Origin of the sequence: Neopoerus faecalis, assembly GCF_029218125.1 — a bacterium.
Lineage (GTDB): Bacteria > Bacillota > Clostridia > Oscillospirales > Oscillospiraceae > Oscillibacter > Oscillibacter faecalis_A.
This window is the reverse complement of sequence record NZ_JARFXX010000012.1, coordinates 20,482-43,808: the sequence shown is the minus strand read 5'-3', so window position 1 is coordinate 43,808 and position 23,327 is coordinate 20,482. Positions and strand designations below refer to the sequence as shown.

Annotated in this window: 25 protein-coding genes; 14 read left to right on the top strand and 11 right to left on the bottom strand. The window is 60.2% G+C overall.

Annotated elements, in window-relative coordinates:
- Positions 1–218 precede the first annotated feature (218 nt).
- On the bottom strand, positions 219–1,226 hold the full coding sequence (pyk, locus tag PY311_RS11620; RefSeq protein WP_286148858.1) for a pyruvate kinase: 1,008 nt from the start codon (positions 1,224–1,226) through the stop codon (positions 219–221).
- A gap of 218 nt (positions 1,227–1,444) precedes the next feature.
- On the opposite strand from pyk, the gene PY311_RS11615 reads away from it, so the two are divergent.
- The 13 genes from PY311_RS11615 (at position 1,445) to PY311_RS11555 (ending at position 12,834) form a co-directional block, all read left to right on the top strand.
- The gene (locus PY311_RS11615) at positions 1,445–2,320 is read left to right on the top strand and encodes a phosphate ABC transporter substrate-binding protein (protein ID WP_286148857.1); all 876 of its coding nucleotides are present in this window, start codon (positions 1,445–1,447) and stop codon (positions 2,318–2,320) included.
- Between the two features lie 200 nt (positions 2,321–2,520).
- Entirely contained in the window at positions 2,521–3,381 is an 861-nt protein-coding gene (pstC, locus tag PY311_RS11610; protein WP_434059946.1) for a phosphate ABC transporter permease subunit PstC, read from the top strand.
- A gap of 1 nt (position 3,382) precedes the next feature.
- Positions 3,383–4,234, top strand: coding sequence for a phosphate ABC transporter permease PstA (gene pstA / locus PY311_RS11605; protein ID WP_286148856.1), 852 nt, complete (start codon positions 3,383–3,385; stop codon positions 4,232–4,234).
- A gap of 8 nt (positions 4,235–4,242) precedes the next feature.
- Positions 4,243–4,998, top strand: coding sequence for a phosphate ABC transporter ATP-binding protein PstB (gene pstB, locus PY311_RS11600; RefSeq protein WP_286148855.1), 756 nt, complete (start codon positions 4,243–4,245; stop codon positions 4,996–4,998).
- Between the two features lies 1 nt (position 4,999).
- A complete protein-coding gene (phoU, locus tag PY311_RS11595; RefSeq protein ID WP_286148854.1) occupies positions 5,000–5,656 on the top strand; it encodes a phosphate signaling complex protein PhoU in 657 nt (218 codons plus the stop codon).
- A 10-nt stretch (positions 5,657–5,666) separates the two neighbouring features.
- Entirely contained in the window at positions 5,667–6,341 is a 675-nt protein-coding gene (locus tag PY311_RS11590; protein WP_286148853.1) for a response regulator transcription factor, read from the top strand.
- Positions 6,338–8,002, top strand: a complete 1,665-nt coding sequence (locus PY311_RS11585; protein WP_286148852.1) for a sensor histidine kinase — start codon at positions 6,338–6,340, stop codon at positions 8,000–8,002. Before PY311_RS11590 ends, PY311_RS11585 begins: the two co-directional genes overlap by 4 nt.
- Positions 8,003–8,325: 323 nt before the next feature.
- Positions 8,326–8,496 (top strand): hypothetical protein, encoded by a 171-nt coding sequence (locus PY311_RS11580; protein ID WP_286148851.1) that lies wholly within the window; start codon positions 8,326–8,328, stop codon positions 8,494–8,496.
- Positions 8,493–9,263, top strand: coding sequence for a ParA family protein (locus tag PY311_RS11575; protein ID WP_286148850.1), 771 nt, complete (start codon positions 8,493–8,495; stop codon positions 9,261–9,263). Before PY311_RS11580 ends, PY311_RS11575 begins: the two co-directional genes overlap by 4 nt.
- Positions 9,264–9,267: 4 nt before the next feature.
- On the top strand, positions 9,268–10,200 hold the full coding sequence (locus PY311_RS11570; RefSeq protein ID WP_286148849.1) for a ParB/RepB/Spo0J family partition protein: 933 nt from the start codon (positions 9,268–9,270) through the stop codon (positions 10,198–10,200).
- A gap of 47 nt (positions 10,201–10,247) precedes the next feature.
- Entirely contained in the window at positions 10,248–11,462 is a 1,215-nt protein-coding gene (locus tag PY311_RS11565) for a M20 metallopeptidase family protein (RefSeq protein WP_286148848.1), read from the top strand.
- 148 nt (positions 11,463–11,610) lie between these two features.
- Positions 11,611–12,036 carry an RNHCP domain-containing protein gene (locus PY311_RS11560; RefSeq protein ID WP_286148847.1) on the top strand — a complete coding sequence of 142 codons (426 nt, stop codon included), beginning with the start codon at positions 11,611–11,613 and terminating at the stop codon, positions 12,034–12,036.
- A gap of 354 nt (positions 12,037–12,390) precedes the next feature.
- A complete protein-coding gene (locus PY311_RS11555) occupies positions 12,391–12,834 on the top strand; it encodes an Hsp20/alpha crystallin family protein (protein ID WP_286148846.1) in 444 nt (147 codons plus the stop codon).
- 316 nt (positions 12,835–13,150) lie between these two features.
- Here the strand turns inward: PY311_RS11555 and PY311_RS11550 are convergent, their stop codons facing one another.
- The 5 genes from PY311_RS11550 to mtnK all read right to left on the bottom strand — a co-directional run bounded on the left by PY311_RS11550 (position 13,151) and on the right by mtnK (position 18,610).
- Positions 13,151–13,816 carry a class II aldolase/adducin family protein gene (locus PY311_RS11550; RefSeq protein ID WP_286148845.1) on the bottom strand — a complete coding sequence of 222 codons (666 nt, stop codon included), beginning with the start codon at positions 13,814–13,816 and terminating at the stop codon, positions 13,151–13,153.
- Positions 13,817–13,879: 63 nt separating this feature from the next.
- Complete coding sequence (locus tag PY311_RS11545) at positions 13,880–15,322, bottom strand: FGGY-family carbohydrate kinase (protein WP_286148844.1); 1,443 nt, start codon at positions 15,320–15,322, stop codon at positions 13,880–13,882.
- 3 nt (positions 15,323–15,325) lie between these two features.
- Positions 15,326–16,315: a 2-hydroxyacid dehydrogenase gene (locus PY311_RS11540; protein ID WP_286148843.1), complete on the bottom strand. Its 990-nt coding sequence runs from the start codon at positions 16,313–16,315 to the stop codon at positions 15,326–15,328.
- A gap of 12 nt (positions 16,316–16,327) precedes the next feature.
- Entirely contained in the window at positions 16,328–17,380 is a 1,053-nt protein-coding gene (locus PY311_RS11535; protein ID WP_286148842.1) for an S-methyl-5-thioribose-1-phosphate isomerase, read from the bottom strand.
- Between the two features lie 15 nt (positions 17,381–17,395).
- Positions 17,396–18,610, bottom strand: coding sequence for an S-methyl-5-thioribose kinase (gene mtnK / locus PY311_RS11530; RefSeq protein WP_286148841.1), 1,215 nt, complete (start codon positions 18,608–18,610; stop codon positions 17,396–17,398).
- Positions 18,611–18,725: 115 nt separating this feature from the next.
- Between mtnK and PY311_RS11525 the strand changes: the two genes are divergently transcribed.
- Entirely contained in the window at positions 18,726–19,490 is a 765-nt protein-coding gene (locus tag PY311_RS11525; protein WP_286148839.1) for a DeoR/GlpR family DNA-binding transcription regulator, read from the top strand.
- Positions 19,491–19,493: 3 nt separating this feature from the next.
- Here the strand turns inward: PY311_RS11525 and rpiB are convergent, their stop codons facing one another.
- The 5 genes from rpiB to PY311_RS11500 are packed head-to-tail and all read right to left on the bottom strand — an operon-like array spanning position 19,494 to position 23,326.
- Positions 19,494–20,012: a ribose 5-phosphate isomerase B gene (gene rpiB, locus PY311_RS11520; RefSeq protein WP_286148838.1), complete on the bottom strand. Its 519-nt coding sequence runs from the start codon at positions 20,010–20,012 to the stop codon at positions 19,494–19,496.
- 4 nt (positions 20,013–20,016) lie between these two features.
- Positions 20,017–20,961, bottom strand: coding sequence for a transketolase family protein (locus tag PY311_RS11515; RefSeq protein ID WP_286148837.1), 945 nt, complete (start codon positions 20,959–20,961; stop codon positions 20,017–20,019).
- Positions 20,954–21,820, bottom strand: coding sequence for a transketolase (locus PY311_RS11510; RefSeq protein WP_491066567.1), 867 nt, complete (start codon positions 21,818–21,820; stop codon positions 20,954–20,956). The genes PY311_RS11515 and PY311_RS11510 overlap by 8 nt, the downstream gene beginning before the upstream one ends.
- 28 nt (positions 21,821–21,848) lie before the next feature.
- Positions 21,849–22,550, bottom strand: coding sequence for an ABC transporter ATP-binding protein (locus PY311_RS11505; RefSeq protein ID WP_286148859.1), 702 nt, complete (start codon positions 22,548–22,550; stop codon positions 21,849–21,851).
- Positions 22,551–22,558: 8 nt separating this feature from the next.
- The gene (locus PY311_RS11500) at positions 22,559–23,326 is read right to left on the bottom strand and encodes an ABC transporter ATP-binding protein (protein WP_286148835.1); all 768 of its coding nucleotides are present in this window, start codon (positions 23,324–23,326) and stop codon (positions 22,559–22,561) included.
- Position 23,327: the final 1 nt, after the last annotated feature.

Below are 23,327 nucleotides of genomic sequence, written 5' to 3'. Positions count from 1 at the left end.
TCCTTTTTCTTCCCTTTCGGCCTTTTTACCAATTTCTACCCCTCTTCCTTCCCACTTTTACCATCCTCTTTACCTCTAATTTGTACAATAGGTATGACTTCCGTGGGGAAACACGGTCAAATCTCAAAAAATCGGTTGGAATCCTGTGGGGCCTGCGCCCGATCGGTATTCGGGATAGGTGGGAAGTCTTCTCTCTAATATGTAAATGGTATAGTTGCTTAATCTTCATCCGCCTTTTCGCGGGAGCGCAGCCATTGTTCAGCCGCCTCCGCCGTTTTCACCAGATAGCGAATCGTTTCCGCCGGGTAACGCCCCACAGCGGTCTCCCCGGTAACCATGACGGAGGAGGCGCCATCCACCACCGCATTGAAAATGTCGCTGACCTCCGCCCGGGTGGGAACAGGACTATTCTCCATGGAGGCCAGCATTTGCGTCACCACCATAAAGGGCTTTCCAGCGGCGCAGCACCGCGCCGCAATCCGCTTCTGGAGGGCCGGAAGCTCCCACAGCGGGACCGCGTTCCCCAAATCTCCCCGGGCAATAACTATCTCGTCACAGGCCGGAAGGAGTTCGTCCAACTGTCCCACACCATCTAAATTTTCGATTTTCGCAAACAACCTGATCTGCCTGCCGCCATTAGTGTCCAACGCCTGCCGCACCGCCAGCAGGTCCGCCCGGTCCCGCACAAAGGGCTGCATCACGCCGGTGACACCGTATTCCGCCGCACAACGGATGTTTTCCATGTCAGCCTCTGTCAAAGCCGGTGGGCGCAGGCCCCGCACGCCCGGCAGCGCAATGCTTTTGCGCCCCCGCAGCGTACCGCCCCGCTCCACCCGGGCGCACACGGAGTCTCCACGGTTCTCCGTTACAGTCAGCAGCAGCTTTCCGTCATCCAACAGCACGGTCTGTCCCGGCTCCAGATACGGAAGAAGCCGTGCCGGTACGGGAATGCCGCCCTGTCCCAGCATAATTGGGCTTCCCTCTGTCAGCTCCACCGGCATTTCCATGGACCCTACCCGCAGCTCCGGCCCTTGCAGATCCACTAACAGCTTTGCCGCCACGCCGACACGCCCCGCTGCCTCGTGAAAGGCCGCCAACTGCGCCGAGGCACCCTTCAGCGTCACATGGGACAGGTTCAGGCGCATACCGGTCATACCAGCCTCAAACATTTCCGCAAGGCAATCGACCGAGGCACAGGCCGGGCCCAGTGTTCCGTAATATTCCATAGCAGGTGCTTCCCTTCTCCGGCCCCTGGCCGGTCCTTTTTATTTATAATTGAATCCCATTATACCGAACCAGCGCGTTTTTGCAAGAAGATCCGCGAAGCGGCCCCTGATTTGACATGGATTTTACATAGGTTGTCTTTTTCATTTTACATGGCACCGCTACACTGATAAGCGTACCGAGGAGTGAATCCCGAATATCTGAAAAGAGGAAGAACAACATGAAAAAGACACTTGCATTGCTTTTAACACTGGCCCTGAGCATGGCCGCTCTCACCGGCTGCGGCTCCAAGACGGACGCCCCTGCCGCTGACAGCACTGGCTCCACCACCGGAACCGAGACGCCTGCCGCCCTGTCCGGCAGCGTGTCCACTAACGGCTCCACTTCCATGGAGAAGGTCATCGGCATTCTCAGTGAGCAGTTCATGGCGGACAACAGCGGCGTTTCCGTCACCTATGACCCCACCGGCTCCGGCGCGGGCATTGAGGCCGCCTCCAACGGCTCCGCCGACATCGGCCTTTCCTCCCGCGCCCTGAAGGACGAGGAGATCGCCGGCGGCCTGACCGGCACCACCGTGGCGCTGGACGGTATCGCTGTCATCGTCAACGCGGGCAGCAAGGTGGAGGACCTGAGCGTGGAACAGATCGCCCAGATCTTCACCGGTGAGATCACCGACTGGAGCGAGGTGGGCGGCGAGGCCGGCACCATCTCCTGCATCGGCCGCGAGGCTGGCAGCGGCACCCGGGACGGTTTTGAGTCCATCACCAACACCAGGGACGCCTGCAAGCTGGACCAGGAGCTGACCTCCACCGGCGGCGTCATTGAAGCGGTGGCTGGCAATCCCAACGCCATCGGCTATGCCTCCCTCTCCGCTGTAGAAGGCAAGGATACCATCAAGGCTCTGACCGTGGGCGGCGTGGCCTGCACTGAGGAAACTGTTCTGGACGGAAGCTATGCCATTCAGCGGCCCTTCGTGCTGGTGACCCGCACCGGCGAGGCCCTGTCTCCTGCCGCTCAGGCGTTCTTCGACTTCGCTACGTCCTCCGCTGCCAATGACCTCATCAAGTCCGCCGGTGCGGTTCCCGTAGCTCAATAAAAAAGCAAACAGACTACAACATACCCCTCTCGACCGGGTCCACCTCCATCCACCGCTGTGGGTGGAGGCTGTTCCCATGAAAACGAAGAAAGGAGCCTTGTATGGACTCTGACGCAATTCTGACCGCTGTAAACGCAGCGGAGAGCATGGTAAATGCCCCCCATGAGCCGGAGCGGAGCAGCTACCGCGCCCGAAAGGCCATGGAGGAAGTGATTCACCTGATCTTCCTGCTCTGCGGCATTGTGGCGGTGGCCTTTGTGCTGCTCATCAGCCTGTACCTGATTCTCTCCGGCCTGCCTGCCATCCGGGAGATCGGCCTGTTCAAATTTCTGTTGGGCCGGGTCTGGGACCCCACGAATACCACCACCGGCGCACAGTTCGGCATTCTGGCCTTTATCCTCACCTCTGTGTACGGCACTGCCGGGGCGATCGTGGTGGGCGTACCGGTGGGGCTGATGACCGCCATGTTCTTGGCTAAGGCCGCGCCGCCGCGGCTGGCAGCCGTGATTCGCACTGCCGTGCAGCTTTTGGCAGGAATCCCTTCTGTAGTGTACGGCCTTGTGGGCATGATCGTGCTGGTGCCCGCCATTCAGAAGGCGTTCAGCCTTGGCTCCGGCGCCTGTCTGCTGGCGGCCATCATCGTGCTGGCCATCATGATTCTGCCCTCTATCATCAACGTATCGGAAACGGCGCTGCGGGCCGTTCCCCGGGAGTATGAGGAGGCCAGTCTGGCGCTGGGTGCCACGGAAACGGAAACATGGTTCCGCGTCAGTCTTCACGCCGCCCGCAGCGGTGTGGCTACCGCGGTGGTGCTGGGCGTGGGCCGGGCCATCGGCGAGGCTATGGCCATCATCATGGTGGCAGGTAACGTGTCCAATATGCCGGGTCTCTTTACACCGGTGCGCTTTCTCACCACCGGCATCGTCTCCGGCATGGCCTACGCCCGGGTGGGGAGTCTTTATCATCAGGCGCTTTACTCCATCGCGCTGGTGCTGTTTCTATTTATCATGCTCATCAATGTATTTTTAAATGTGTGCGTCAAGCGCAGAAAGGAGGGCTGACATGGACCAGCGTCTTTCTCCCCGCCGCAGGGCCTATGATCTGGGGCTGCGCCTGTGCATGATTTTCTGCGTCGGTGTGACCTGCGCCCTGCTGATCTTTCTCATCGGCTATATCTTCTGCCGGGGCCTTCCCAATCTGACATGGGACCTGCTCTCCGGCCAGACCAGCTATATTCAAAATACCATCGGCATCCTGCCGAATATCCTGAACACGCTCTATATTATTTTCGTGGCCATGGTCATCGTCCTGCCGCTGGGCGTAGGTGCCGCCGTATACCTGACGGAATACGCGGAGAACCGGCGGCTGGTGAGTCTCATTGAGTTTGCCGCCGAGACCCTCACCGGCATCCCCTCCATTATTTTCGGACTGGTGGGAATGCTGCTGTTCGTACAGAAAATGAATTTGCAGGCGGGCATTCTGGCCGGTGGCTTGACGCTGGTGGTCATGATTCTGCCTACCATCCTCCGCACCACGCAGGAAAGCCTCAAGACCGTCCCCCAGTCCTACCGGGAGGGGGCGCTGGGGCTGGGCGCCGGAAAATGGCGCATGATCCGCACCGTGGTGCTCCCCAACGCCATTGACGGAATCGTCACCGGCTGCATTCTGGCCGTGGGCCGCATTGTGGGTGAGAGTGCCGCGCTGCTGTACACCGCAGGCTTTGGTCTGGTGCTCAGCGGCTTTTATAAGGCGCTGCACACCTCCTCCGCCACGCTGACGGTGGCGCTGTACGTCTACGCCAACGAGCGGGGCGAAACGGCGGTGGCCTTTTCCATCGCCTCCATCCTGATGCTGCTGACCCTGCTCATCAACCTTTCCGCCGCCCTGCTGGGCCGGAAGCTGAAAAAGAATTGAGGATACCTATGGAACCTATATTGGATGTAAAAAACCTGAACCTCTGGTACGGCCAGACCCACGCTCTCCGGGACGTGTCCATCGCAATTCCCCCCCACGAGATCACTGCCTTCATCGGTCCCTCCGGCTGCGGAAAATCCACGTTTCTGCGGACGCTGAACCGCATGAATGACCTCATCCCTTCCGTGCGGATCACCGGCGAGGTAGACTTTCACGGACAGAATATCTATGACGGCGCCGTGGACCCCACATGGCTCCGCAAGCGCATCGGCATGGTCTTTCAAAAGGCCAATCCCTTCCCCATGAGCATTTATGACAACGTGGCCTACGGCCCCCGGACCCACGGCATCCGCAGCCGCGCCAAGCTGGATGAGCTGGTGGAGCGCTCTCTGCGCTCTGCCGCTATCTGGGACGAGGTAAAGGACCGGCTGAAGAAAAGCGCGCTGGGCCTCTCCGGCGGCCAGCAGCAGCGGCTCTGCATCGCCCGGGCGCTGGCCGTGGAGCCGGAGATTTTGCTGATGGACGAATCCACCAGTGCACTGGACCCCATCTCCACCTCCAAAATTGAGGACCTGGCCGTGGAGCTGAAAAAGGACTACACTGTGGTCATGGTGACCCACAATATGCAGCAGGCCGCCCGCGTTTCCGACAACACCGCGTTTTTCCTGCTGGGCGAGCTGGTGGAATTCGGAAAGACCGAGCGCCTGTTCTCCACTCCCTCCGACAAGCGGACGGAGGACTACATCACCGGGAGGTTCGGATAACATGAGAAACCGTTTTGACGAACAGTTGGCCCAGCTCAACCACGAGATGATCGAAATGGGCGCGCTGTGCGAGGAGGTCATCGCGCTGGCCTCCAAGGCCCTGACAGAGAGCGACCGGACGCTGGCGAAAAAGGTCGCGCCGGTGGACAGTGAGATCGACCGCAAGGAGCGGGACATTGAGAGCCTTTGTCTGCGGCTGCTGCTCCAGCAGCAGCCCGTGGCCCGGGACCTGCGGCAGATCTCCGCCGCTTTGAAAATGATCACCGACATGGAGCGAATCGGCGATCAGGCAGAGGACATTGCCGAGATCATCGCCTTTTTGGAGGACCGACAGGCGGAAAATGACGCCGTTTTCCGTGAAATGGCCCGGGCCGTGATTCAAATGGTGACGGAAAGTGTAGACGCCTATGTAAAATGTGATATAATCTTAGCGAAAAAGGTCATTGCCGATGACGATTACGTGGATGACTGCTTCGCCCGCATCAAGCAGAGCCTCATCAGCCGCATTGCCGCCGCGCCTACAGAGGGCGAATACGCCCTTGACCTGCTGATGATCGCCAAATACTATGAGCGAATCGGAGACCACGCCACCAACATTGCCGAGTGGGTCATCTACTCCGTCACCGGCGTGCACAAGGACGAAATCACTCTGACATAAGGAGAAGCGTATGATCTGGTGCGTAGAGGACGATGCCGGGATTCGGGAGATCGAGCTGTATGCCCTGAACTCCACCGGCTTGGGTGCCCGGGGCTTTGAGGACGGAGCCGCCTTCTGGGAGGCTTTGCAGACCGAGACCCCGGAGCTGGTGCTGCTGGACGTCATGCTGCCGGGGGAGGACGGTGTTTCCCTGCTGCGGCGGATGAAGGCCTCCCCTAATTTCCGGGATATTCCCGTCATCATGGCCACAGCCAGGGGCGCGGAGTATGACAAGATTCAAAGCCTTGACCTCGGGGCGGACGACTATCTGGTAAAGCCCTTCGGCGTGATGGAGATGGTCTCCCGGGTCAAGGCGGTGCTGCGGCGCTGCAGGCCGCAGGAGACCGGGCACGTTCTCTCCGCCGGCGGCATTTCCCTTGACCCGGAACGCCGCACCGTTACAGTGGAGGGGCAGCGGGTGCAGCTCACCTATAAGGAATTTGAGCTGCTGCGGCTGTTCCTCTCCCGCCCCGGCATGGCCTTCACCCGGGAGCAGCTCTACACGCAGGTTTGGGACATGGCCTACATGGACGACAGCCGCACGCTGGATATGCACATCCGTACGCTCCGCCAAAAGCTGGGTAACTGCGGGCGGCTCATTGAAACGGTGCGGAATGTGGGCTACCGGCTGGAGGCGGCCCCATGACCGGAAAAATCTTCCGCTCCGCGCTGGGCGCGTCCTTGACGGTGCTGCTGGCGGCGCTGCTGGTGTTCTCCGGCTGCCTGTATGGGTATTTCGGCTCCGTGTGGGAGCAGCAGCTCCGGGAGGAGCTGCGCCTCGCGGCCTCTGCGGTGGAGACAGAGGGCGATGATTACCTTTCCTCCCTGCCCACCGGCACGGCCTGCCGCTTTACATGGGTAGCGCCGGACGGAACCGTGCTTCGCGACACGCAGGCAGACGCCGCCTCCATGGAAAACCACGCCCAGCGGGAGGAGATCCGGCAGGCCCTGACGACCGGCAGCGGCAGCAGTGTCCGCTATTCCGACACGCTGACGGAAAAGACCGTTTATGAGGCCGTGCGCCTGTCCGACGGGTCTGTACTGCGAATTGCAGGCGGCCAGAAAACCGTGGGAATGCTGGTGCTGGGGCTGCTCCACGCGGTTATCGCCGTAGCGCTGCTGGCGGCAGGGCTGTCCGCCCTGCTGGCAAGCCGCGCCGCAAAGCGGGTAGTGGCTCCTCTGAACCAACTCGATTTGGAGCACCCGATGGAAAATGACGCCTACGATGAGCTCTCCCCCCTTCTCAGCCGTATTCATGCCCAGCAGCAGGCGCTGCACCGGCAGGCCCGGGATTTGGAACGGCGGCAGGACGAATTTGAGCAGATCACCGACAGTATGCGGGAGGGGCTGCTGCTTTTGGGGCAGGACCACCGCATTCTCAGCATCAACCCTGCCGCGCAGACGCTGTTCGGTACGGACCGGAGCTGTATCGGCCGGGATTTTCTGACGGTGGACCGCCGCAGTGACATCAGCGCCGCCGTGGATGCCGCCTTGACACAGGGACACGCCCAGCTCCGGCAGCAGCGGCAGGGCCGGGAATACCAGATCGACCTGAGCCGAATCGACTCCGGCGGCGAGGTCTTCGGCGCTGTGCTGCTGGCCTTTGACGTCACAGAACAGGCAGAGGCGGAGCGGATGCGCCGGGAGTTTACCGCCAACGTCTCCCACGAGCTGAAAACGCCGCTGCAATCCATTATCGGCAGCGTGGAGCTGCTGGAAAATGATTTGGTGCAGCCGGAAGACCGTCCCCGCTTCTTAGGGCGCATCCATCAGGAGGCCCAGCGGCTGGTGTCCCTCATCAACGATATTCTGGGGCTTTCTCAGTTGGACGAGGGCGCGGCCATGCCGAGAGAATCGGTGTCGCTGCTCTCGCTGGCGCAGGAGGCTGCCGCCTCCCTGTCCGCCGCGGCGCAGGCGCAGAACGTCACGCTGACCGTCAACGGCACGGCGGGAACCCTTACCGGTGTACGGCGGCTTTTGAGCGAGACCGTCCGCAACCTCTGCGAAAACGCCGTGAAGTACAATGTCCCCGGCGGCAGCGTCACCGTAACGGTGGCGGAAACGCCTCAGGCCGTGACACTGACTGTGGCGGACACTGGCATCGGCATCCCCCCGGCAGATCAAAGCCGGGTCTTTGAGCGGTTCTACCGGGTGGACAAGAGCCATTCCCGGGCCATCGGCGGCACGGGGCTGGGGCTTTCCATCGTCAAGCACGCCGTTGCCTACCATCACGGCACCGTCCAACTGGACAGCACACCGGGACAGGGCACGGTCATTACCGTGACGCTCCCCAAGGACGCCGCCTGACCTGCCGCATTTTCTGTTTTCTCACCTTCCCCGGCAGCCATTCCGCTGCCGGGGATTTTCTGCGTCCTTCTTCAGCAAAGGTGTACAATAAAAGCGCGCTGTTTTTGTCGGACTCACACGAGTTTTGTCCAAGTAAGCTCCTTTTACACGCCGCTTTCCTCACCCTCCCCCGTCAATGCAAAATTTGACATCATCTGTCCTTGTTTTTTCTTGACAGATGGACATTATAATGTCATAATATTTTTTGAAAAATGACATCATAATGTCAACTCCGCCCATATCCTGTCGAACCGGCTTGGGCGGACCGTGCAAAGGAGGGAACCATGGAGGACAAGAAGGTAAAGCTGCTGGTATACGCCACAGAGTCGGAGCGCACCCGCATCAAGCTGGCCGCTACCCGGCTGGGCATGAGCATGACCCAGTTCATGCTGGACAGCATCATGGAGCAGGTCTCCAGCGTGGAGGACCTTGAAAAGAAAGGTGAGGCGCTATGAAAACCATCGCCATCATGAACCAGAAGGGCGGCACCGGAAAGACCACCTCCGCCATCAATCTGGCCGGTGAGCTGGTACGCCGGGGGAAAAAGGTCCTCATTGTGGACACGGACACCCAGGGCAACGCCACCAGCAATTTGGAGCTGACCGAGGTTTCCAAGATCACGCTGTCGGACATCATCGTGGATAAGGACCACCGAATCCCGGACGCCATCTGCCATACCTCCATCGAGGGGCTGGACCTCATCCGGGGCGGCTCCCTGCTGGCGCCGGCCCTTGCCGCCATGCAGGAGATGCCCTTTGGCCGGGACATGACCCTCAAGCGGCTGGTGCCGCAGATTCCCAAGGACTATGACTTCGTTTTCTTCGACTGCTCCCCCTCGCTGGAGAGCCTGTTCAACATCAATGTGCTGGTCGCCGTGCAGTACATCCTCATTCCTATCAAGGTGGACAAGAACTCCATCGAGGGCTACAACGTCATGCTGGAAACCGTGCAGAACGTCCGAGAGCTGGTGAATCCCGACATCCGCGTGCTGGGTATTTTCATGACCGCCGTGGAGACCGGCGCCTCGCTGGACCGGGAAATGATCGCGAATTTCCCGCAAATGCTGCCAGAGCTGGCGTTCCACAGCTACATTCGCAAAAATATCGACGTAAAAAAGGCCCCGCTGGCGCTGAAGCCCCTGTGCTTCTACTCCCCCCGCTGCACCGCCACGGAGGACTACGCCGCGCTCTGCGGCGAAATGCTGGAACGAATGGAGGGCTGAGGACATGGCATCGAAAAAATCCCCGTCCATTTTCGGGACGCTGCAAAAGACTGCGGACAACGCCGCCGCAGTGAACGGTGAGTTTGTCCGGCAGCTCCGGGTGGACGCGCTGGAGGAAAATCCCATGAACCGCTTCTCCATGGCGGAGGACGCACAGTTTCAGGCCACCATGGACAGCGTGGAAAAGGACGGATTTTTAGAAGATATCATCGTGACCCCCGCTGAGGCCGAGGGGAAATACCGCATCATCAGCGGACACCGCCGGGTCCGGGCTGCCAAAAAGCTGGGAAAGGTCACTGTCCCCTGCAAGGTGCGGCACTATCATGACCGGCTGGAGGAGCTGCGGGCCCTGATGGGCACGAACCTGCACCGCCGGAACGTCTCCCCCTTTGACATGGCCCGGCAGCTTGAAACGCTGCGTGAGGTGCTGCGGGAGGAGGACCGCCTGCCGGAAAACGTAAAGGAGCAGGCGGAGATGATGGCGTCACAGACGGAGCTCTCCCGCGCCACGGTGGAGCGGTATCTTGACCTTCTGAATTTGGATGACACCCTCACCGGCTGGGCCGAGGGCGGAAAAATGACCATGACGGACGCCTATGAGCTGGCCCGCCGAAGCAACGCCCACCTCTACCCCATTGTGGAGGACTTCGTGGATAAGGCTGGGGACAAGAGCGACTTCCCCGCCCTCGTCCACCGGGCCATTGCCTACGCCAAGGCCGCCGAGCTGCCCGTGACGCCGCCTAAGCCCGTCGCCGCCAACGCGCTACGGACGGTGGACTCCTTCGGTCGCTCCATCCGGCGCTCCACCGCCCAGCTCCGAAGTCTGAAGCTGGACGCGGAGGACCGGGTCACCGCCCGGAAAAAGCTGGACACCTGCCTTGCAAATTTAGAGGAGCTGCGCCGGACCGTAGAGGCCCTGAAGGCGTCCCTGGACTGAAGCTGAATACCCGGCCGCGCTGTCGGCCGGAAACAGGAGGATGTGCTATGTTTGATGTAAAAAAGGAAGCTGCGGCCCTTTCCGCCGAGCTGGAAACCATTTACAAGGACCTGCACCGCCACCCGGAGATCGGCTATGACGAGCACCGGACCTCCGGCATCATCGCCGATTACCTCCGCGCCTGCGGCATGGAGGTGCAGACCGGCATCGCCATCACCGGCGTGGTGGGAACACTGGATTCCGGCCGCCCCGGCAAAACGCTGCTGATTCGGGCGGATATGGACTGCCTGCAGGTGGAGGAAATGACCGCCTGCGACTACCGCTCCGAAAATCCCGGAAAAATGCACGCCTGCGGCCATGATGCCCATGTGACCATGCTGCTGGGCGCCGCCAAGCTCCTCTCCGCCCATAGAGACGCCTTCCGGGGCAAAATCAAATTCCTCTTTGAGCCCTCGGAGGAAAGCATTCCCGCCTCTATGAAGGAGACTGTCCGCGCCGCCGGATACGATGGCGAGGGCGGCGCAGGCTTTATGATTCAGCAGGGCGTTTTGGAGGGCGTGGACATGGCGCTGGCTCTTCATGTACAGCCCGCCGTCCCTGCCGGAAAGATCCAGATCGCCCGGCATGAGGCCACCGCCTCCAGCGATGTGTATGACATCATGCTCACCGGTAAGGGCGGCCACGGCGCCATGCCGGAAAACGCCGTAGACCCGGTGCCCGCCATGGCGGAGCTTATTACCGCCATCCACATGCTCCCCACCCGGGAGGTCAGCTCCATGGAAAACTGCGTCATCTCCATCGGGCAGGTGGAGCTCCCCGGCTCCGTGTGGAACGTGGTGCCGGAGCGCGCCCACATTGTCGGCGGTTTCCGCACGTTCAACAACGATGTCCGCGCCCTGCTGCGCCAGCGCATCCCGGAGCTGGCCGAGGGCATTGCCAAGGCCAACCGCTGCACGGCGGTGTGTACCCAGACCCTCGGCTATGACGCCACCATCAACGATGAGGCCATGGCGCTGGAGGTGAGCCGCACGCTGGAGAACATTGTCGGCGAGGGGAATGTGATTCTCACCAACAAGCCCTTTATGGGCTCCGAGGACTTCGGCTGCTTCACCCAGCACGTGCCGGGCGTGCTGTTCTGGCTGGGCATCGGCACGGGTGAGGACGATAAGCCCCTGCACAATCCGTATTTCAAAATGGATCTGAACGCCCTGCCTGTGGGCACGGCCTGCCATGTCCAGAACGCGCTGCATTTCCTGAAGTAAACACCCCAAATCAAATAAAACTTTAAGGAGAGCTTTTTGAAACAGTTATCTTTATCACTGGATCGTGTGGCCTGACCGGGAGGTCCGGCAAATCCAACACACGCCGCTCCTCCCGAAGCTCGGAGCATACCGATTCAGGAGGAATATCATGAACCGTGAAAACAAACGGAAAGCCTTTGAAAAGGGCTATTATAAGACCCATCCCTGCACCGATTCATTTACCTGCAAAGTCTGCGGACGCCTCTGCACGCCGGAGAACACCGGGAGCCAGCACCGTAACCACTGCCCCAACTGCCTTTCCAGCCTCCATGTGGACATAGAGCCGGGAGACCGGGCCGCCGACTGCGGCGGCATCATGGAGCCGGTGGCAGTCTGGGTGCGGAACAATGGCGAGTGGGCCATTATCCACCGCTGCAGGCGCTGCGGAGCTTTCAGCTCCAACCGCGTAGCGGCAGATGACAACCCCATGAAGCTCATGAGCATCGCCCTGCGGCCCCTGTGCCGTCCGCCCTTCCCGCTGGAGCGCATTGAGGAACTCACCGCCCTCATGGGCGGGGAGGGCAGTATGCGGTAAGCATCGTTTCTTGTAAAATCACTTTGAGCGGAGCCGCTTTCAGCGGCTCCGCTCTGCTTTTTCTTTCTTTTATCCGCAGTCCTCTGCCCCGTTTTGCCGCTCCTGCTGATGCAAACAGGTGATTCCTCCGAAAAATCGCATATTTTATGAACAAACAATACTTCTTTTGTGAACATTAGCACTCTCCTATTGACAGTGCTAAAAATGGTGCTATAATAAAGGCGAACTTGAGAGGGGGAGCAAAAAGGTCCCCCCGGAGAGCTCCAAAACCGTTTGTTCATGTAGGCAACAGAAGGCTGCGGACGATGAAGTGATTTCCATTGCCGCAGAAATAAAAGAATGGAGGAATGACTTATGCTGCCCAGCATTTTTGGTGAAAATATGTTTGATGATTTCTTCTCTGATCCCTTTGGCATGATGGTGCCCCAGACCCGGGACGCCCTTTACGGTAAGCACGCCAAGAACCTGATGAAGACCGATATCCGGGAGACCGATACCAGCTACGAGCTGGACATCGACCTGCCGGGCTTCAAGAAGGACGAGGTCAGCATCGACCTGAAGGACGGTTATCTGACCATCAGCGCCGCCAAGGGGCTGGACAAGGACGCCGAGGACAAGAAGGGCAAGTACATCCGTCAGGAGCGCTATGCCGGTGCCTGCAGCCGGAGCTTCTACGTGGGCTGGGATGTGGAGCCTGACGAGATCAGCGCCAAGTTTGAAAGCGGCATCCTTCAGATCTCCGTTCCCAAGGAAACCCGGAAGCCCGAGGTCAAGAGCACCTCGGTGAGCATCCAGTAAATGCCAAGCCCTGCCCCGGCATAAGCCGGAGCGGGGCTTTTTCATGGGACACAAAAGGGCGGTGCGTACTAATGGTACGCACCGCCCTTGAGACTGTCGATAAAGTAGTGAATTCTCCGCGACGGTAAGGAAGGGTGTGCGCGGGAAACCCAAGAAGGGTGTCCTGCGCCATTGAAATCCTTAGTTTTCAGAATTTTTATAAAATTCTGAAAACTGGCTCAGCGGGGCGAAAAGACTTTTTCGACACGCTGAGGGCGGTGCGTACCAATGGTACGTACCGCCCTTTTTATCTGATTCTCCTTGAAACGGCAGGCGCTTAATAGCCGGTCTTCTTCTCGCCGGGCTGGCCGTAGGACTGGAACTTCACCATGACCTCAGCCATCTGCTCCTCCGTCAGCACGTTGGGCTTGCCGATGCTCATGGCGCGGCACTGAAGCTCCGCGATGAACTCCAGATTACAGGCAAGGCCGTAAGCGCTCTTGATGTCCTTGCCGCAGCAGACAAGGCCGTGGTTGCCCAGCAGAACACCATCACTCTTGCCGCAGACCTTCATAGCGGCCTCGGCCAGCGCCTCGGTGCCGAACAGCTGATAGGGGGCGCAGGGGACCTCTGCAGCACCGGCGTCGCCGATGACATAGTGCACCGCACGGATGGGCTCGCCCAGAACGGCCAGCGTGGTGCAGTACACGGAATGGGTGTGGACCACAGCCCGGGCGTGGGGCTTATGCTTATAGAACGTGGTGTGCAGCGCCCACTCGCTGGAGGGCTTCCGCTTACCGTCCACCACCTTGGCGTCCAAGTCCAAAATCACAACGTCCTCAGGCGTGGTGGAAAAATAATCCATACCGGAGGGGCTCAGCGCCACGAGGCCCTTTTCCGCATTGTAAATACTGATATTGCCGCTGGTGCCCGTGCTCAGGCGGGCCGCGCTCATCTTTTTGCCGTATTCAACGACCAGTTCTCTTTCTTCCTGCATCAGCATAGCAAATTCCTCCCAAAATCGTTCACTTTTTGTACCCGCCCTGCGGCGGAATTAAAATTTTCGTCAAGCCTTGATGTCATTGGCGCGGTCCCGCGCCTCCCGCCAGGCCGGGGCATACTGGTGAATCAGCTGTCCCGTCCGGGGGTGATAGGTCTTCAGGGCGCTGTCCCGCTTTGCGGGCACCTCGCCCAAGTAATCGTTGCAGAGGGTCACAAGTCCCTGTACAGTGGCCTGCCGGAAGCCGGCGCGCAGCCGCAGCTCCCGCCCGGAAAGGTCCGATAGCATCTGGCAGAGCGCCTCGGACTGGAAGCCCCCGCCGCAGCCCAAAATGGGGCCGCCCTCGTTCCCTGTCAGCTCAACGAGGTGCTGAAGCTGCTCATGGGTGGAGCAGGCGATGTCCGCCAGCACGGCCCACGCAAGGTCCGTGCGGTCCGCCTCGGCGTCCAGCGGGGCGCGCATGAAGAAGCCGCCCCGGCGCAGAGAGCGCCGCTGATAGAACAGCAGCGAAGAAAATGACGCCGTACAGGCAAACGAGGTCTTCTCCCGGTAAATTTCCTCCAGCCGCTCGTAGGGAATATCGGCGCAGAGCCGGTCCTTCACCCGCTGATAATTCAGGCCCGTGACACCGGGGTTCATCTCCACCTGATAGCTCTCCGCCCCCAGTCCCGCGTCCGTCCAGACGCGCTGGGCCGGGTCATAGAAAAGCTGCTCCAGTTCCGCCACCACCGGCGAGGTGGTGCCGGAGACCACGGCGATGCCGCCGGGGCGGATGCCCGTTTGCAGCAGGGCGATCTGCGTATCCGCGCCGCCCAGCACAAACACGGCGTCCTTGGCCATGCCCAGCTCCCGGCGATAGGTATCGAGAATGGGACCCACCGCCGTGCCCGCCGCCTGAAGCGGCGGCAAAAACTCCGGGCGCAGACCGTAAAAGCTGCAAAGCGTCTGGGACCAGCTCCGCTGGCCGATGTCATAGAGCTGGCTCTCACAAGCCTGCGTGTACTCCATGACTTTCCGCCCGGTGAAGATCCAGGCGATCCACTCGCTGAGGCTCAGAACGCTCTCCACCGCCTCATACTGCTCCGGGTGCTGCATCCGCAGTCCCAGCAGCTTGGCGGCGCCGAAATCCTCCGTGGCCCATTTGCCGGAGAGGCGGTAGATCTCGTCATGCTCCGGCACCTGCGCCATGTAGGCCCGGCCCCGGTTGTCGATGTTCGGCAGGCCCAGAAACGCCCGGCCGTTTCCATCCAGCAGCACGAAGCTCTGCCGCGCACCGGCCGCGGAAACGGCGTTCACCTGAACGTCCGGGTGCTCCCGGCACAGCTCCCGGCAGCCCTGCAGCAGCAGCGCCGCCCAGTCCTCCGGGAGAAAATACTGTCCGTCCTCATAGGCACTGTCCCGGTGATAGACATTGGTATACGTCCGCAGGCCCAGAATCCCGCCGTCGGAATCCACCAATGCCACGCGGCTGTTGCCGGTGCCTAAGTCCACCATCAGATAATGCTTCATCGGCTACTTCTTCAAAACGTCCCGGTTATAAACGATTTTCTCCATGTCCTCGCCGCGGAGCCACTTTTTGATGCGCTCGTTGAGGATGCGGGACTGGTGATCCGTCACCTCATAGGTCGCGCCGCAGATGTGGGGCGTCAGCAGCACATTGGGGCACTTGCCGATAGCAAGGTCGGCTTCCGTGGGCGGCTCGGTATCCAGCACATCAATGATGGCGCCGGCAATGGCCTCCTCCCGCAGCACCTTCTCCAAGGCGGTATAGTCCACAATGGCGGAGCGGGCGGCATTGACGAACAGCGCGGTCTTTTTCATGGAGCGCAGCAGCGGCTCGGTGATCATGCCCCGGGTGGAGTCCGTCACCGGCAGGTGCAGCGTCACGATGTCGCTCTCGCTGAAAATCTCCTCAAGGCTCTTTTTGCGGTAATGGCCCTGATCGCCGGGCAGGAACGGGTCATAGAAGGAAATATCGCACTCAAACCCATCTAAAATCTTTGCAACGGCATGGCTGATGGCGCCGAAGCCCACAAAGCCCACCTTTTTGCCCTGAAGCTCATGACCCATCCAGAGGTAATACGGCGTGGTGCCCTGCACCCATTTTCCGTCCTGTACCCACTGAATTGCGGGGATGGTCTTGCGGTACATGGTGAGAATCAGCCCCACCACCATCTCCGCCACGGCCTGCGTGTTGCGGCCGGGGGTGCAGAGAATGGGAACACCGGCCTTCGTGCAGGCATCCACCTGCAAATTGGCGGGGGTGCCCCGGCAGTCGCCGATGAACTTCAGCCGGTCATAACCGGCCAGCACCTTTTCCGTCACCCGGTCCAGCTCCGTGATGAGGGCGTCCGGCTGCACCGCCAGCAGATGCTCCAGCATCTCGTCCTCATAATAGCGCTGGCCCGTGGTGGTCCAGGGCTCGTAGACCACCTCGTCAAACAGCTCCTTCAGCTCGGCAAGGCAGGCTTCCTCATAGGGCGCGCGCACATAAACCTTCATAGCAGCCCCTCCTTAATAGAATTTCTTCACATCGGAGTCGAAATAGTGGTCCAGCAGATAGGGCACATACACGCCCTTATCCGTGACAACACCGGAGATGAGATGGGGCGGCACCACATCAAAGGACGGATAAATGGCCTTGACCTCCGGCAGCGTATTGGGAATGCCCCGGTAGCTGAGGACCTGCGCGGGGTCGCGCATCTCAATCACAATATCGTCCTTGCTGTGCTTGTCCTGATCGGGAATGCCGGTGACATAGTAGGGCACGCCGAAATACTTGGCCAGAATGGCGATCTGGAACGTGCCGATCTTGTTGGCAATGTGACCGTCCCGGGCGATGGAGTCCGCCGCAGAGGTGAATACGTCAATGTGCTCCCGCTCCATGGAATACGCCACCATGTTGTCCGTAATGACCGTGGTATCAAAGCCCATCTGGGCAAAGCAGCTGCTGGTCAGCCGCGCGCCCTGAAGATAGGGCCGGGTCTCCGCGCAGAACACGCGGAAATCCTTGTTCTGCCGGCGGGCCGCCCGAATCACCGTGCCGATGATGGTCTCGCCGAAGCACTGGGTCAAAATCGTGCCGCCCTGCGGAATGAGCTCCGCCAGATGGTCGCCCACGATCTGCATGGTGGAATACCGGCGGTTCAGGGACTCCACCGTGTTCTCCACAATGGCCTCGATGGGGTCCTTCCCGGCCTCCAGCGCCGCCTGCGCCACCTCGGCGCAGCGGTAGGTGATCTGACCGTAGCGGTTGGCGGTAGTGGGCCGTGCGTGGGCCAGATCGTAAGCCGCCTGCTTCAAAAAGGCGTTCTGCTCCGCGGCGCCCTTGTCCCGGACCTGCCACGCGGCCAGCGCCATACCCATGCCAACAGCGGTGTAGGGGCCCGCGCTCTGGGTCACCATATCCGCGATGGCCTTCACCACCTCCTGATAGGTGGTGCACTCCACGAAGCGGACCTCCGTGGGATAGACCCGCCGGTCTAAAATGCGGACCTTGCCGTTATCGTACCATGCCACATTTTCATATTGCAGCAGGAACGGCATATTTTCATCCATTCTTACCATTGAAAGCTCTCCTTTTTATGCCAGAATCATGCGGAACATCTCTGTCACGGCTGTACCGGTGAGGCCGCTGGCCCGCTCCTTGATGAGATAGATACCCAGCTTGATGAGGGCCCGCTCCATGGGAATCCGGCGCTCCGGCTCCGCCACGGACGTGACCTCCATCACCTTGGAATCGCCCACCGTCCGGCGGATGATCTCCGTACCGGCATAGCCGTAGGAGTCCGCCATAACGCTGTCTAAATACGCCTTGCGGAAGGCGGGGGCCTTGTAGAGCGGGAACTGCACCAGCTTATCGTACTGCTCGCCCAGCTTCTCCGCCGTTTTGTCACAGGTCTCACGAATCGTCCGCTCCAGCGCCGCCTGTGTCTCCGCGCTGCCGCCGGTATAGAACTTGTTGGCCCACGCAAAGAACAGGTTGCCGATGACATTGCCGATATCATACCCCATCGGGCCGTAAAATGCAAATTCCGGATCGATAATTTTGATGCCCTGCTCGTTGGCGAAAATAGAGCCGGAGTGCAGATCGCCGTGAATCAGCGCCTGGGCGTTATTCATAAAGCCGTTGCGGAGCGCAGCCACCTCGGCGTGGAGGGCCTCGTCCTCATAGAGGAACTCCCGGACAAATTCCTCGTTCCCCGGCGTCACGATGTTCTTGTTCCGGGGGTTCATGGGCTCGGCGCAGTAAGGCTCCGTCAGCACCAGATCCTCCGTGATGTCGCACAGCTCCGGATTCGTGAAGAACTTGACCTGCTTTTTCTTCTCCTGCCGGTCCATGACAAGGTCCGTGGTAGGCAGCATGGATTCTGCCAGGAACGTAGCGAGATTCTCGCTCAGGTGGTCATAGACCCGGTCCGCCGCCAGCTCCTTGCGGAGATTCTTATAGGCGGAGATGTCCTCCATGGACAGCGCCGCCATGGTCTCGTCATAATGATAGACCTGCGGAATAAAGTTCGGCGCCAGACTGGACTCCAGCTTCAGCGTCTCCGCCTCGATCTTGTTGCGGTAGAGGTCCAGCGGGCGGCCGGAGGAGCGCAGGAGCTTGTCTGCCTGCTTGACGATGACGGAGCGGCCATCCTTGCAGGAACGCACCTGAAAGACATAGTTGATGTTGCCATCGCCGATCTCAATGCAGTCCGTCTCCTCGTCGGGCTGGAAAAAATGGAGCACTTCCACGGCGTACCGCTTCACATCCTCCGGTTTCATCAGAAAAAAGCTGCTGTAATCAGACATAAGGTACTTCCCTTCTGTCAACTTGTTCGGTTGAACGTTTTTGTTGAGTTTTGTTCAAAATTGCTGTATAATCCACAGATAAGTGCAAAATAATTTCAATCATAGGCGGTGCGATATGCTGAAAATCGAACGGTTTGCCAAAATTGAGGCGGAGCTGAAGCAAAAGGGCAGTCTGGACATTCCCTCCCTCAGTCAGCTTTTGGGGTGCAGCGAGGAAACGGTGCGCCGGGACCTGCGGGAACTGGAAGCCGTTGGCAAGCTCAACCGCATCCGGGGCGGCGCCTATCTCTCGGACAAATATGACAAGACCTACGCCTCTCCCCTGCGCCGAACGCTCTATCAGGAGGAGAAAAACCAGATGTCCCTGAAGGCCATGGAGTTCATCCATGACCGGGACGTGATCTTCCTCGATTCCAGCACCACGTGTCTTGCTCTGGCCCGGCAGCTGCTCGGCAGCAAGCTGAGCCTGACCATCGTGACCAATTCCATGATGATCTGCAGCCTGTGCACGGAGCCCAACAGCCACATCAATCTCATCTGCCTCGGCGGGAGCCTGCGGACCCGGACGCTGTCCTTTGTGGGCTATCACACCACGGACATCCTCAGCACGTATTATGCCGACTGCGCCTTTATCAGCAGCCCCAAGGTCACGCTGGCGGAGGGCCTTTCCGACAACTATCTCAACGAGGCCCGTGTCCGCGAGGCCATGCTCAAGCACGCCCGGCAGCGGTTCCTCATCATGGACCACACGAAATTCGATGAGAGCGCCAACATCCGCTTCAACGGTCTGGAGCTGGTGAACGCCATCATCACGGACGTCCAGCCCTCGGCGGAGTGGGCCGCCTTCTGCCAGTCCAAAAATATCCGGCTGGTCTACTGAGCGTTACAGGCCCTGCTTCGGGTCCCACTCAAAGGGTTCATACGGAATTTCCTCCGGGCACCACACGGCTCCGGGCAGCATGGCCGCTTCCATTTCGGCCAGCAGGTCCAGTGAGCCCTGATGGTGCCCTCCGTCATAGTCCGTGGTCAGCCATGTCTCCACGATCCGCAGCAGCATCCACCGGCCCACCATCCGGCCTCCGAGGCACAGCACATTGGAATCGTTGTGCCGCCGGGTGAGGCGGGCGGAATAATCATCCGTCACCACGCTGGCCCGGACGCCCCGGAATTTGTTGGCCGCGATGCTCATGCCGATGCCGGAGCCGCAGATGAGGATGCCGCGGCGAATCTCCCCCCGGGAGACCGCCGCTGCCACCTTTGCCGCGTAATAGGGATAGCGGGAGGGGGTCTCATCCCCGCCGCAATCCCGCCACGCATAGCCGTGGGCGTCCAGATACTCTAAGATCCAGCCCTTGGCCTCCGCGCCGGAATCGTCGCAGGCAACATAAATGACATCCTGCATATCGTTATTTCTTCATGGCCACGGCCCGCCGCGCGGCGGCCGCAACATCCTTCGCGGTCAGCTCATAGCGCTCCAACAGCGCGTAAGGGTCGCCGCTGCGGCCGAAAATGTCCTTCACACCCACGCGAAGCACCGGCACCGGGCAGGTCTCCGTGACCACCTCGGCCACGGCGCCGCCAAGGCCGCCGAGAATGTTGGCCTCCTCCGCCGTGACGATGCAGCCGGTCTTCTCCGCTGCCTTGATGACCGCCTCGCGGTCCAGCGGCTTGATGGTATGCATATCCAGCACGGCGGCGCTGATGCCCTCCTGTGCCAGCAGTTCGCGGGCCTTCAGGGACTCCTGCACCATGAGGCCGGTGGCGATGATGGTCACATCGGTGCCCTCGTAAAGCTCCGTGGCCTTGCCCCACTCAAACCTGTAGCCCGGGACAAAGTTCGTGCACTCCTCCACGTCCAGCCGGCCCAGGCGCATGAAGCAGGGACCGTCATACGCCGCCATGGCCTTCGTCATCAGCCGGGTCTCATTGGCGTCGCAGGGAGAGAGCACCACCATGCCGGGGATGGAGCGCATAGCCGCCAGATCCTCAAGGCACTGGTGGGTGGCGCCGTCCTTACCGACGCTGACGCCGGCATGGGTGCCGATGACCTTGACATTCAGGTGCGGATAGGCAAGAGAGTTGCGAATCTGCTCAAAGGCCCGTCCGGCGGTGAACATGGCAAAGGAGTTGACAAACACGATTTTGCCGCAGGCCGCCATACCGGCGGCGATGCCCACCATGTTTGCCTCCGCGATACCCACGTTCCGGGACCGCTCGGGATACAGCGCACCGAACTTCTCCGTCCGGGTGCAGCACTGCAGATCCGCGTCCAGCACAAAGATGCGGGGATCGGAGCCGATCTCGGCCAGCGCCTCGCCGTAAGCCGTTCTTGTAGAGATCTTCTTATTCATAGCGAGCCGCCTCCTTCTCTGCCGCAGCCACCAGAGCGTCCAGCTCGGCTGCGGCCTTTTCATACTGCTCCTTGTCGGGATCGTTGCCGTGCCATTCCTTATTGTTCTCCATGAACGAAACGCCCTTGCCCTTCACGGTCCTGGCAATGATGACCGTGGGCTTGCCCCTGGCGGCCTTGGCGTTTTCCAGCGCCGCCGCGATGGCGGTGACGTCATGACCGTCGCAGCACTCCACGTGCCAGTTGAAGGCCTCGAACTTCTTGTCGATGGGATAGGGAGACATGATCTCCTCCAGCGTACCGTCAATCTGGATGTTGTTGTTATCCACAAAAACGCAGAGGTTGTCCAGATGGTAGTTCCCGGCAGCCATGGCTGCCTCCCAGACCTGACCCTCCTCCAGCTCACCGTCGCCCAGCACGGCATAGACCCGGTAGTCCTTCTTGTCTACCTGACCGGCCAGCGCCATACCCACAGCGGTGGAAATGCCCTGACCGAGACTGCCGGTGGACATATCTACACCGGGCACATGGCGCATTTCCGCGTGACCGGAGAGATGCCCGTCGATGCTGCGGAAGGTGGAAAGCATTTCCCTGGGGAAAAAGCCCCGCATTGCCAGAACGGAATACAATGCCGGCGTACAGTGTCCCTTGCTCAATACGAAGCGGTCCCGGTCCGGGTCATCCGGCTTGGCGGGGTCGATCCGCATGGTGTCAAAATACAAAACAGAAAGAATCTCGCACAGGGACATGGACCCGCCCAGATGGCCGGATGTGGCCCGATACACCATTTCAAGCGCGCTTCTGCGGGCCTGTGCGCCCAGCAGAGAAAGCTGCGCGGCTTTTTTTACCTCCATACGCATATTCGTCCTTTCTTGGAAACAGTCTTTTTTAGTCGCCCAGATACGCCGCGGCAACGGCGTTATCCTCCAACAGATCCCGGCCCCGGCCGGAAATGGCCACCTTGCCTACCTGCATGATGTAGGCCTGATCGCAGAACTCCAGAACCTTCTGTGCGTTCTGCTCAATGAGCATGATGGCCATGCCCTCTTTATTGATCTCCTTGATAATGTCGAACACCTGCGTCACGATGACGGGCGCAAGGCCCAGAGAGGGCTCATCCAGCATCATCAGCTTCGGCTTGGCCATGATGCCCCGGCCAATGGCCAGCATTTGCTGCTCGCCGCCGGAGAGCAGGCCGCCGTACTGCTTTTCGCGCTCCTTCAGGCGGGGGAACATGGTATACACCCGCTCCATATCCCGCCGGATACCGTCGGCGTCCTTTCTAAGGCCGCTGCCCACCCGCAGATTCTCCGCCACCGTCAGCTTGGCGAAAATCTGCCGGGCCTCCGGCACCTGCACAAGTCCCGCTTCCACAACCTCGTAGGGCTTCTGGGAAACAGGCTTGCCTAAAAATTCAATGGTTCCGCCGGTGGGCTTCATCACGGAGGAGATGCACTTGAGCAGCGTGGATTTACCGGCGCCGTTGGCGCCCAGAACGGCCACGATCTGCCCTTCCTCTACCGTTAAGGACACGCCCCGCAGCGCCTGGATGCCGCCGTAGGCCGCCGTTAAGTCTTTGACTTCCAACAATGCCATGATCATTCTCCTCCCAGATAGGCTCTGATGACCTCAGGATCGCTCTTGACCTCCTCCGGCGTGCCGACGCAGATGGTCTTGCCGAAGTTCAGCACCGTCACATGGTCGCACAGGTTCGAGACAACGTCCATGTGGTGCTCGATCATCAAAATGGTAATATCAAAGCGGTCCCGAATCTGCCGCACGAAGCTCACCAGCTCCGCGGACTCCTCGGCGTTCATACCGGCGGCCGGCTCGTCCAGCAGCAGCAGCTTGGGGTCCAGCGCCATGGCGCGGGCGATCTCCAGCTTGCGCTGGTGGCCGTAGGGCAGGGAGCTGGCCTGCTCGTTCGCCTTATCGGCAAGGCCCACCACCTCCAGCAGGTCCATGGCCTTTTCCTCCAGATGCTTCTCCCGCTCCTTGTACTTCTTCGTCTTGAACATGGCGTCGGCCAGATTGTACGTGGCGTCCAGATTGCTGGCGATGACCACGTTGCTCAAAACAGAGAGGTTGGAGAACAGGCGGATATTCTGGAACGTGCGGCCGATACCAAGCTGCGCCACCCGATGGGGCGCGCTGCCGGTGATATCCGTGCCGTTGAAGATGATCTTGCCGCTATCCGGCGCGTAAATGCCGGTGATGTTGTTGAAGATGGTGGTCTTACCGGCGCCATTGGGGCCGATGAGGCCATGAATCTTTCCCGGCTCCAGCGTCACGCTGAAATTGTCGATGGCGCGGACGCCGCCGAAGTTCTTCTCCACATTCTGCATTTCAAGGACTGGTGTTGCCATA

Bases quoted from the DNA above. Each gene is read 5' to 3' on its own strand.
- PY311_RS11615 (WP_286148857.1), top strand. From the start codon at position 1,445: ATGAAAAAGACACTTGCATTGCTTTTAACACTGGCCCTGAGCATGGCC.
- PY311_RS11585 (WP_286148852.1), top strand. From the start codon at position 6,338: ATGACCGGAAAAATCTTCCGCTCCGCGCTGGGCGCGTCCTTGACGGTG.
- pyk (WP_286148858.1), bottom strand. From the start codon at position 1,226: ATGGAATATTACGGAACACTGGGCCCGGCCTGTGCCTCGGTCGATTGC.
- PY311_RS11575 (WP_286148850.1), top strand. From the start codon at position 8,493: ATGAAAACCATCGCCATCATGAACCAGAAGGGCGGCACCGGAAAGACC.
- mtnK (WP_286148841.1), bottom strand. From the start codon at position 18,610: ATGTCTGATTACAGCAGCTTTTTTCTGATGAAACCGGAGGATGTGAAG.
- pstC (WP_434059946.1), top strand. From the start codon at position 2,521: ATGGAGGAAGTGATTCACCTGATCTTCCTGCTCTGCGGCATTGTGGCG.
- PY311_RS11550 (WP_286148845.1), bottom strand. From the start codon at position 13,816: ATGCTGATGCAGGAAGAAAGAGAACTGGTCGTTGAATACGGCAAAAAG.
- PY311_RS11515 (WP_286148837.1), bottom strand. From the start codon at position 20,961: ATGAATAAGAAGATCTCTACAAGAACGGCTTACGGCGAGGCGCTGGCC.
- PY311_RS11540 (WP_286148843.1), bottom strand. From the start codon at position 16,315: ATGAAGGTTTATGTGCGCGCGCCCTATGAGGAAGCCTGCCTTGCCGAG.
- PY311_RS11500 (WP_286148835.1), bottom strand. From the start codon at position 23,326: ATGGCAACACCAGTCCTTGAAATGCAGAATGTGGAGAAGAACTTCGGC.
- PY311_RS11535 (WP_286148842.1), bottom strand. From the start codon at position 17,380: ATGGTAAGAATGGATGAAAATATGCCGTTCCTGCTGCAATATGAAAAT.
- PY311_RS11565 (WP_286148848.1), top strand. From the start codon at position 10,248: ATGTTTGATGTAAAAAAGGAAGCTGCGGCCCTTTCCGCCGAGCTGGAA.
- pstB (WP_286148855.1), top strand. From the start codon at position 4,243: ATGGAACCTATATTGGATGTAAAAAACCTGAACCTCTGGTACGGCCAG.
- PY311_RS11580 (WP_286148851.1), top strand. From the start codon at position 8,326: ATGGAGGACAAGAAGGTAAAGCTGCTGGTATACGCCACAGAGTCGGAG.
- PY311_RS11525 (WP_286148839.1), top strand. From the start codon at position 18,726: ATGCTGAAAATCGAACGGTTTGCCAAAATTGAGGCGGAGCTGAAGCAA.
- PY311_RS11510 (WP_491066567.1), bottom strand. From the start codon at position 21,820: ATGCGTATGGAGGTAAAAAAAGCCGCGCAGCTTTCTCTGCTGGGCGCA.
- PY311_RS11590 (WP_286148853.1), top strand. From the start codon at position 5,667: ATGATCTGGTGCGTAGAGGACGATGCCGGGATTCGGGAGATCGAGCTG.
- PY311_RS11560 (WP_286148847.1), top strand. From the start codon at position 11,611: ATGAACCGTGAAAACAAACGGAAAGCCTTTGAAAAGGGCTATTATAAG.
- phoU (WP_286148854.1), top strand. From the start codon at position 5,000: ATGAGAAACCGTTTTGACGAACAGTTGGCCCAGCTCAACCACGAGATG.
- rpiB (WP_286148838.1), bottom strand. From the start codon at position 20,012: ATGCAGGATGTCATTTATGTTGCCTGCGACGATTCCGGCGCGGAGGCC.
- PY311_RS11570 (WP_286148849.1), top strand. From the start codon at position 9,268: ATGGCATCGAAAAAATCCCCGTCCATTTTCGGGACGCTGCAAAAGACT.
- PY311_RS11555 (WP_286148846.1), top strand. From the start codon at position 12,391: ATGCTGCCCAGCATTTTTGGTGAAAATATGTTTGATGATTTCTTCTCT.
- PY311_RS11545 (WP_286148844.1), bottom strand. From the start codon at position 15,322: ATGAAGCATTATCTGATGGTGGACTTAGGCACCGGCAACAGCCGCGTG.
- pstA (WP_286148856.1), top strand. From the start codon at position 3,383: ATGGACCAGCGTCTTTCTCCCCGCCGCAGGGCCTATGATCTGGGGCTG.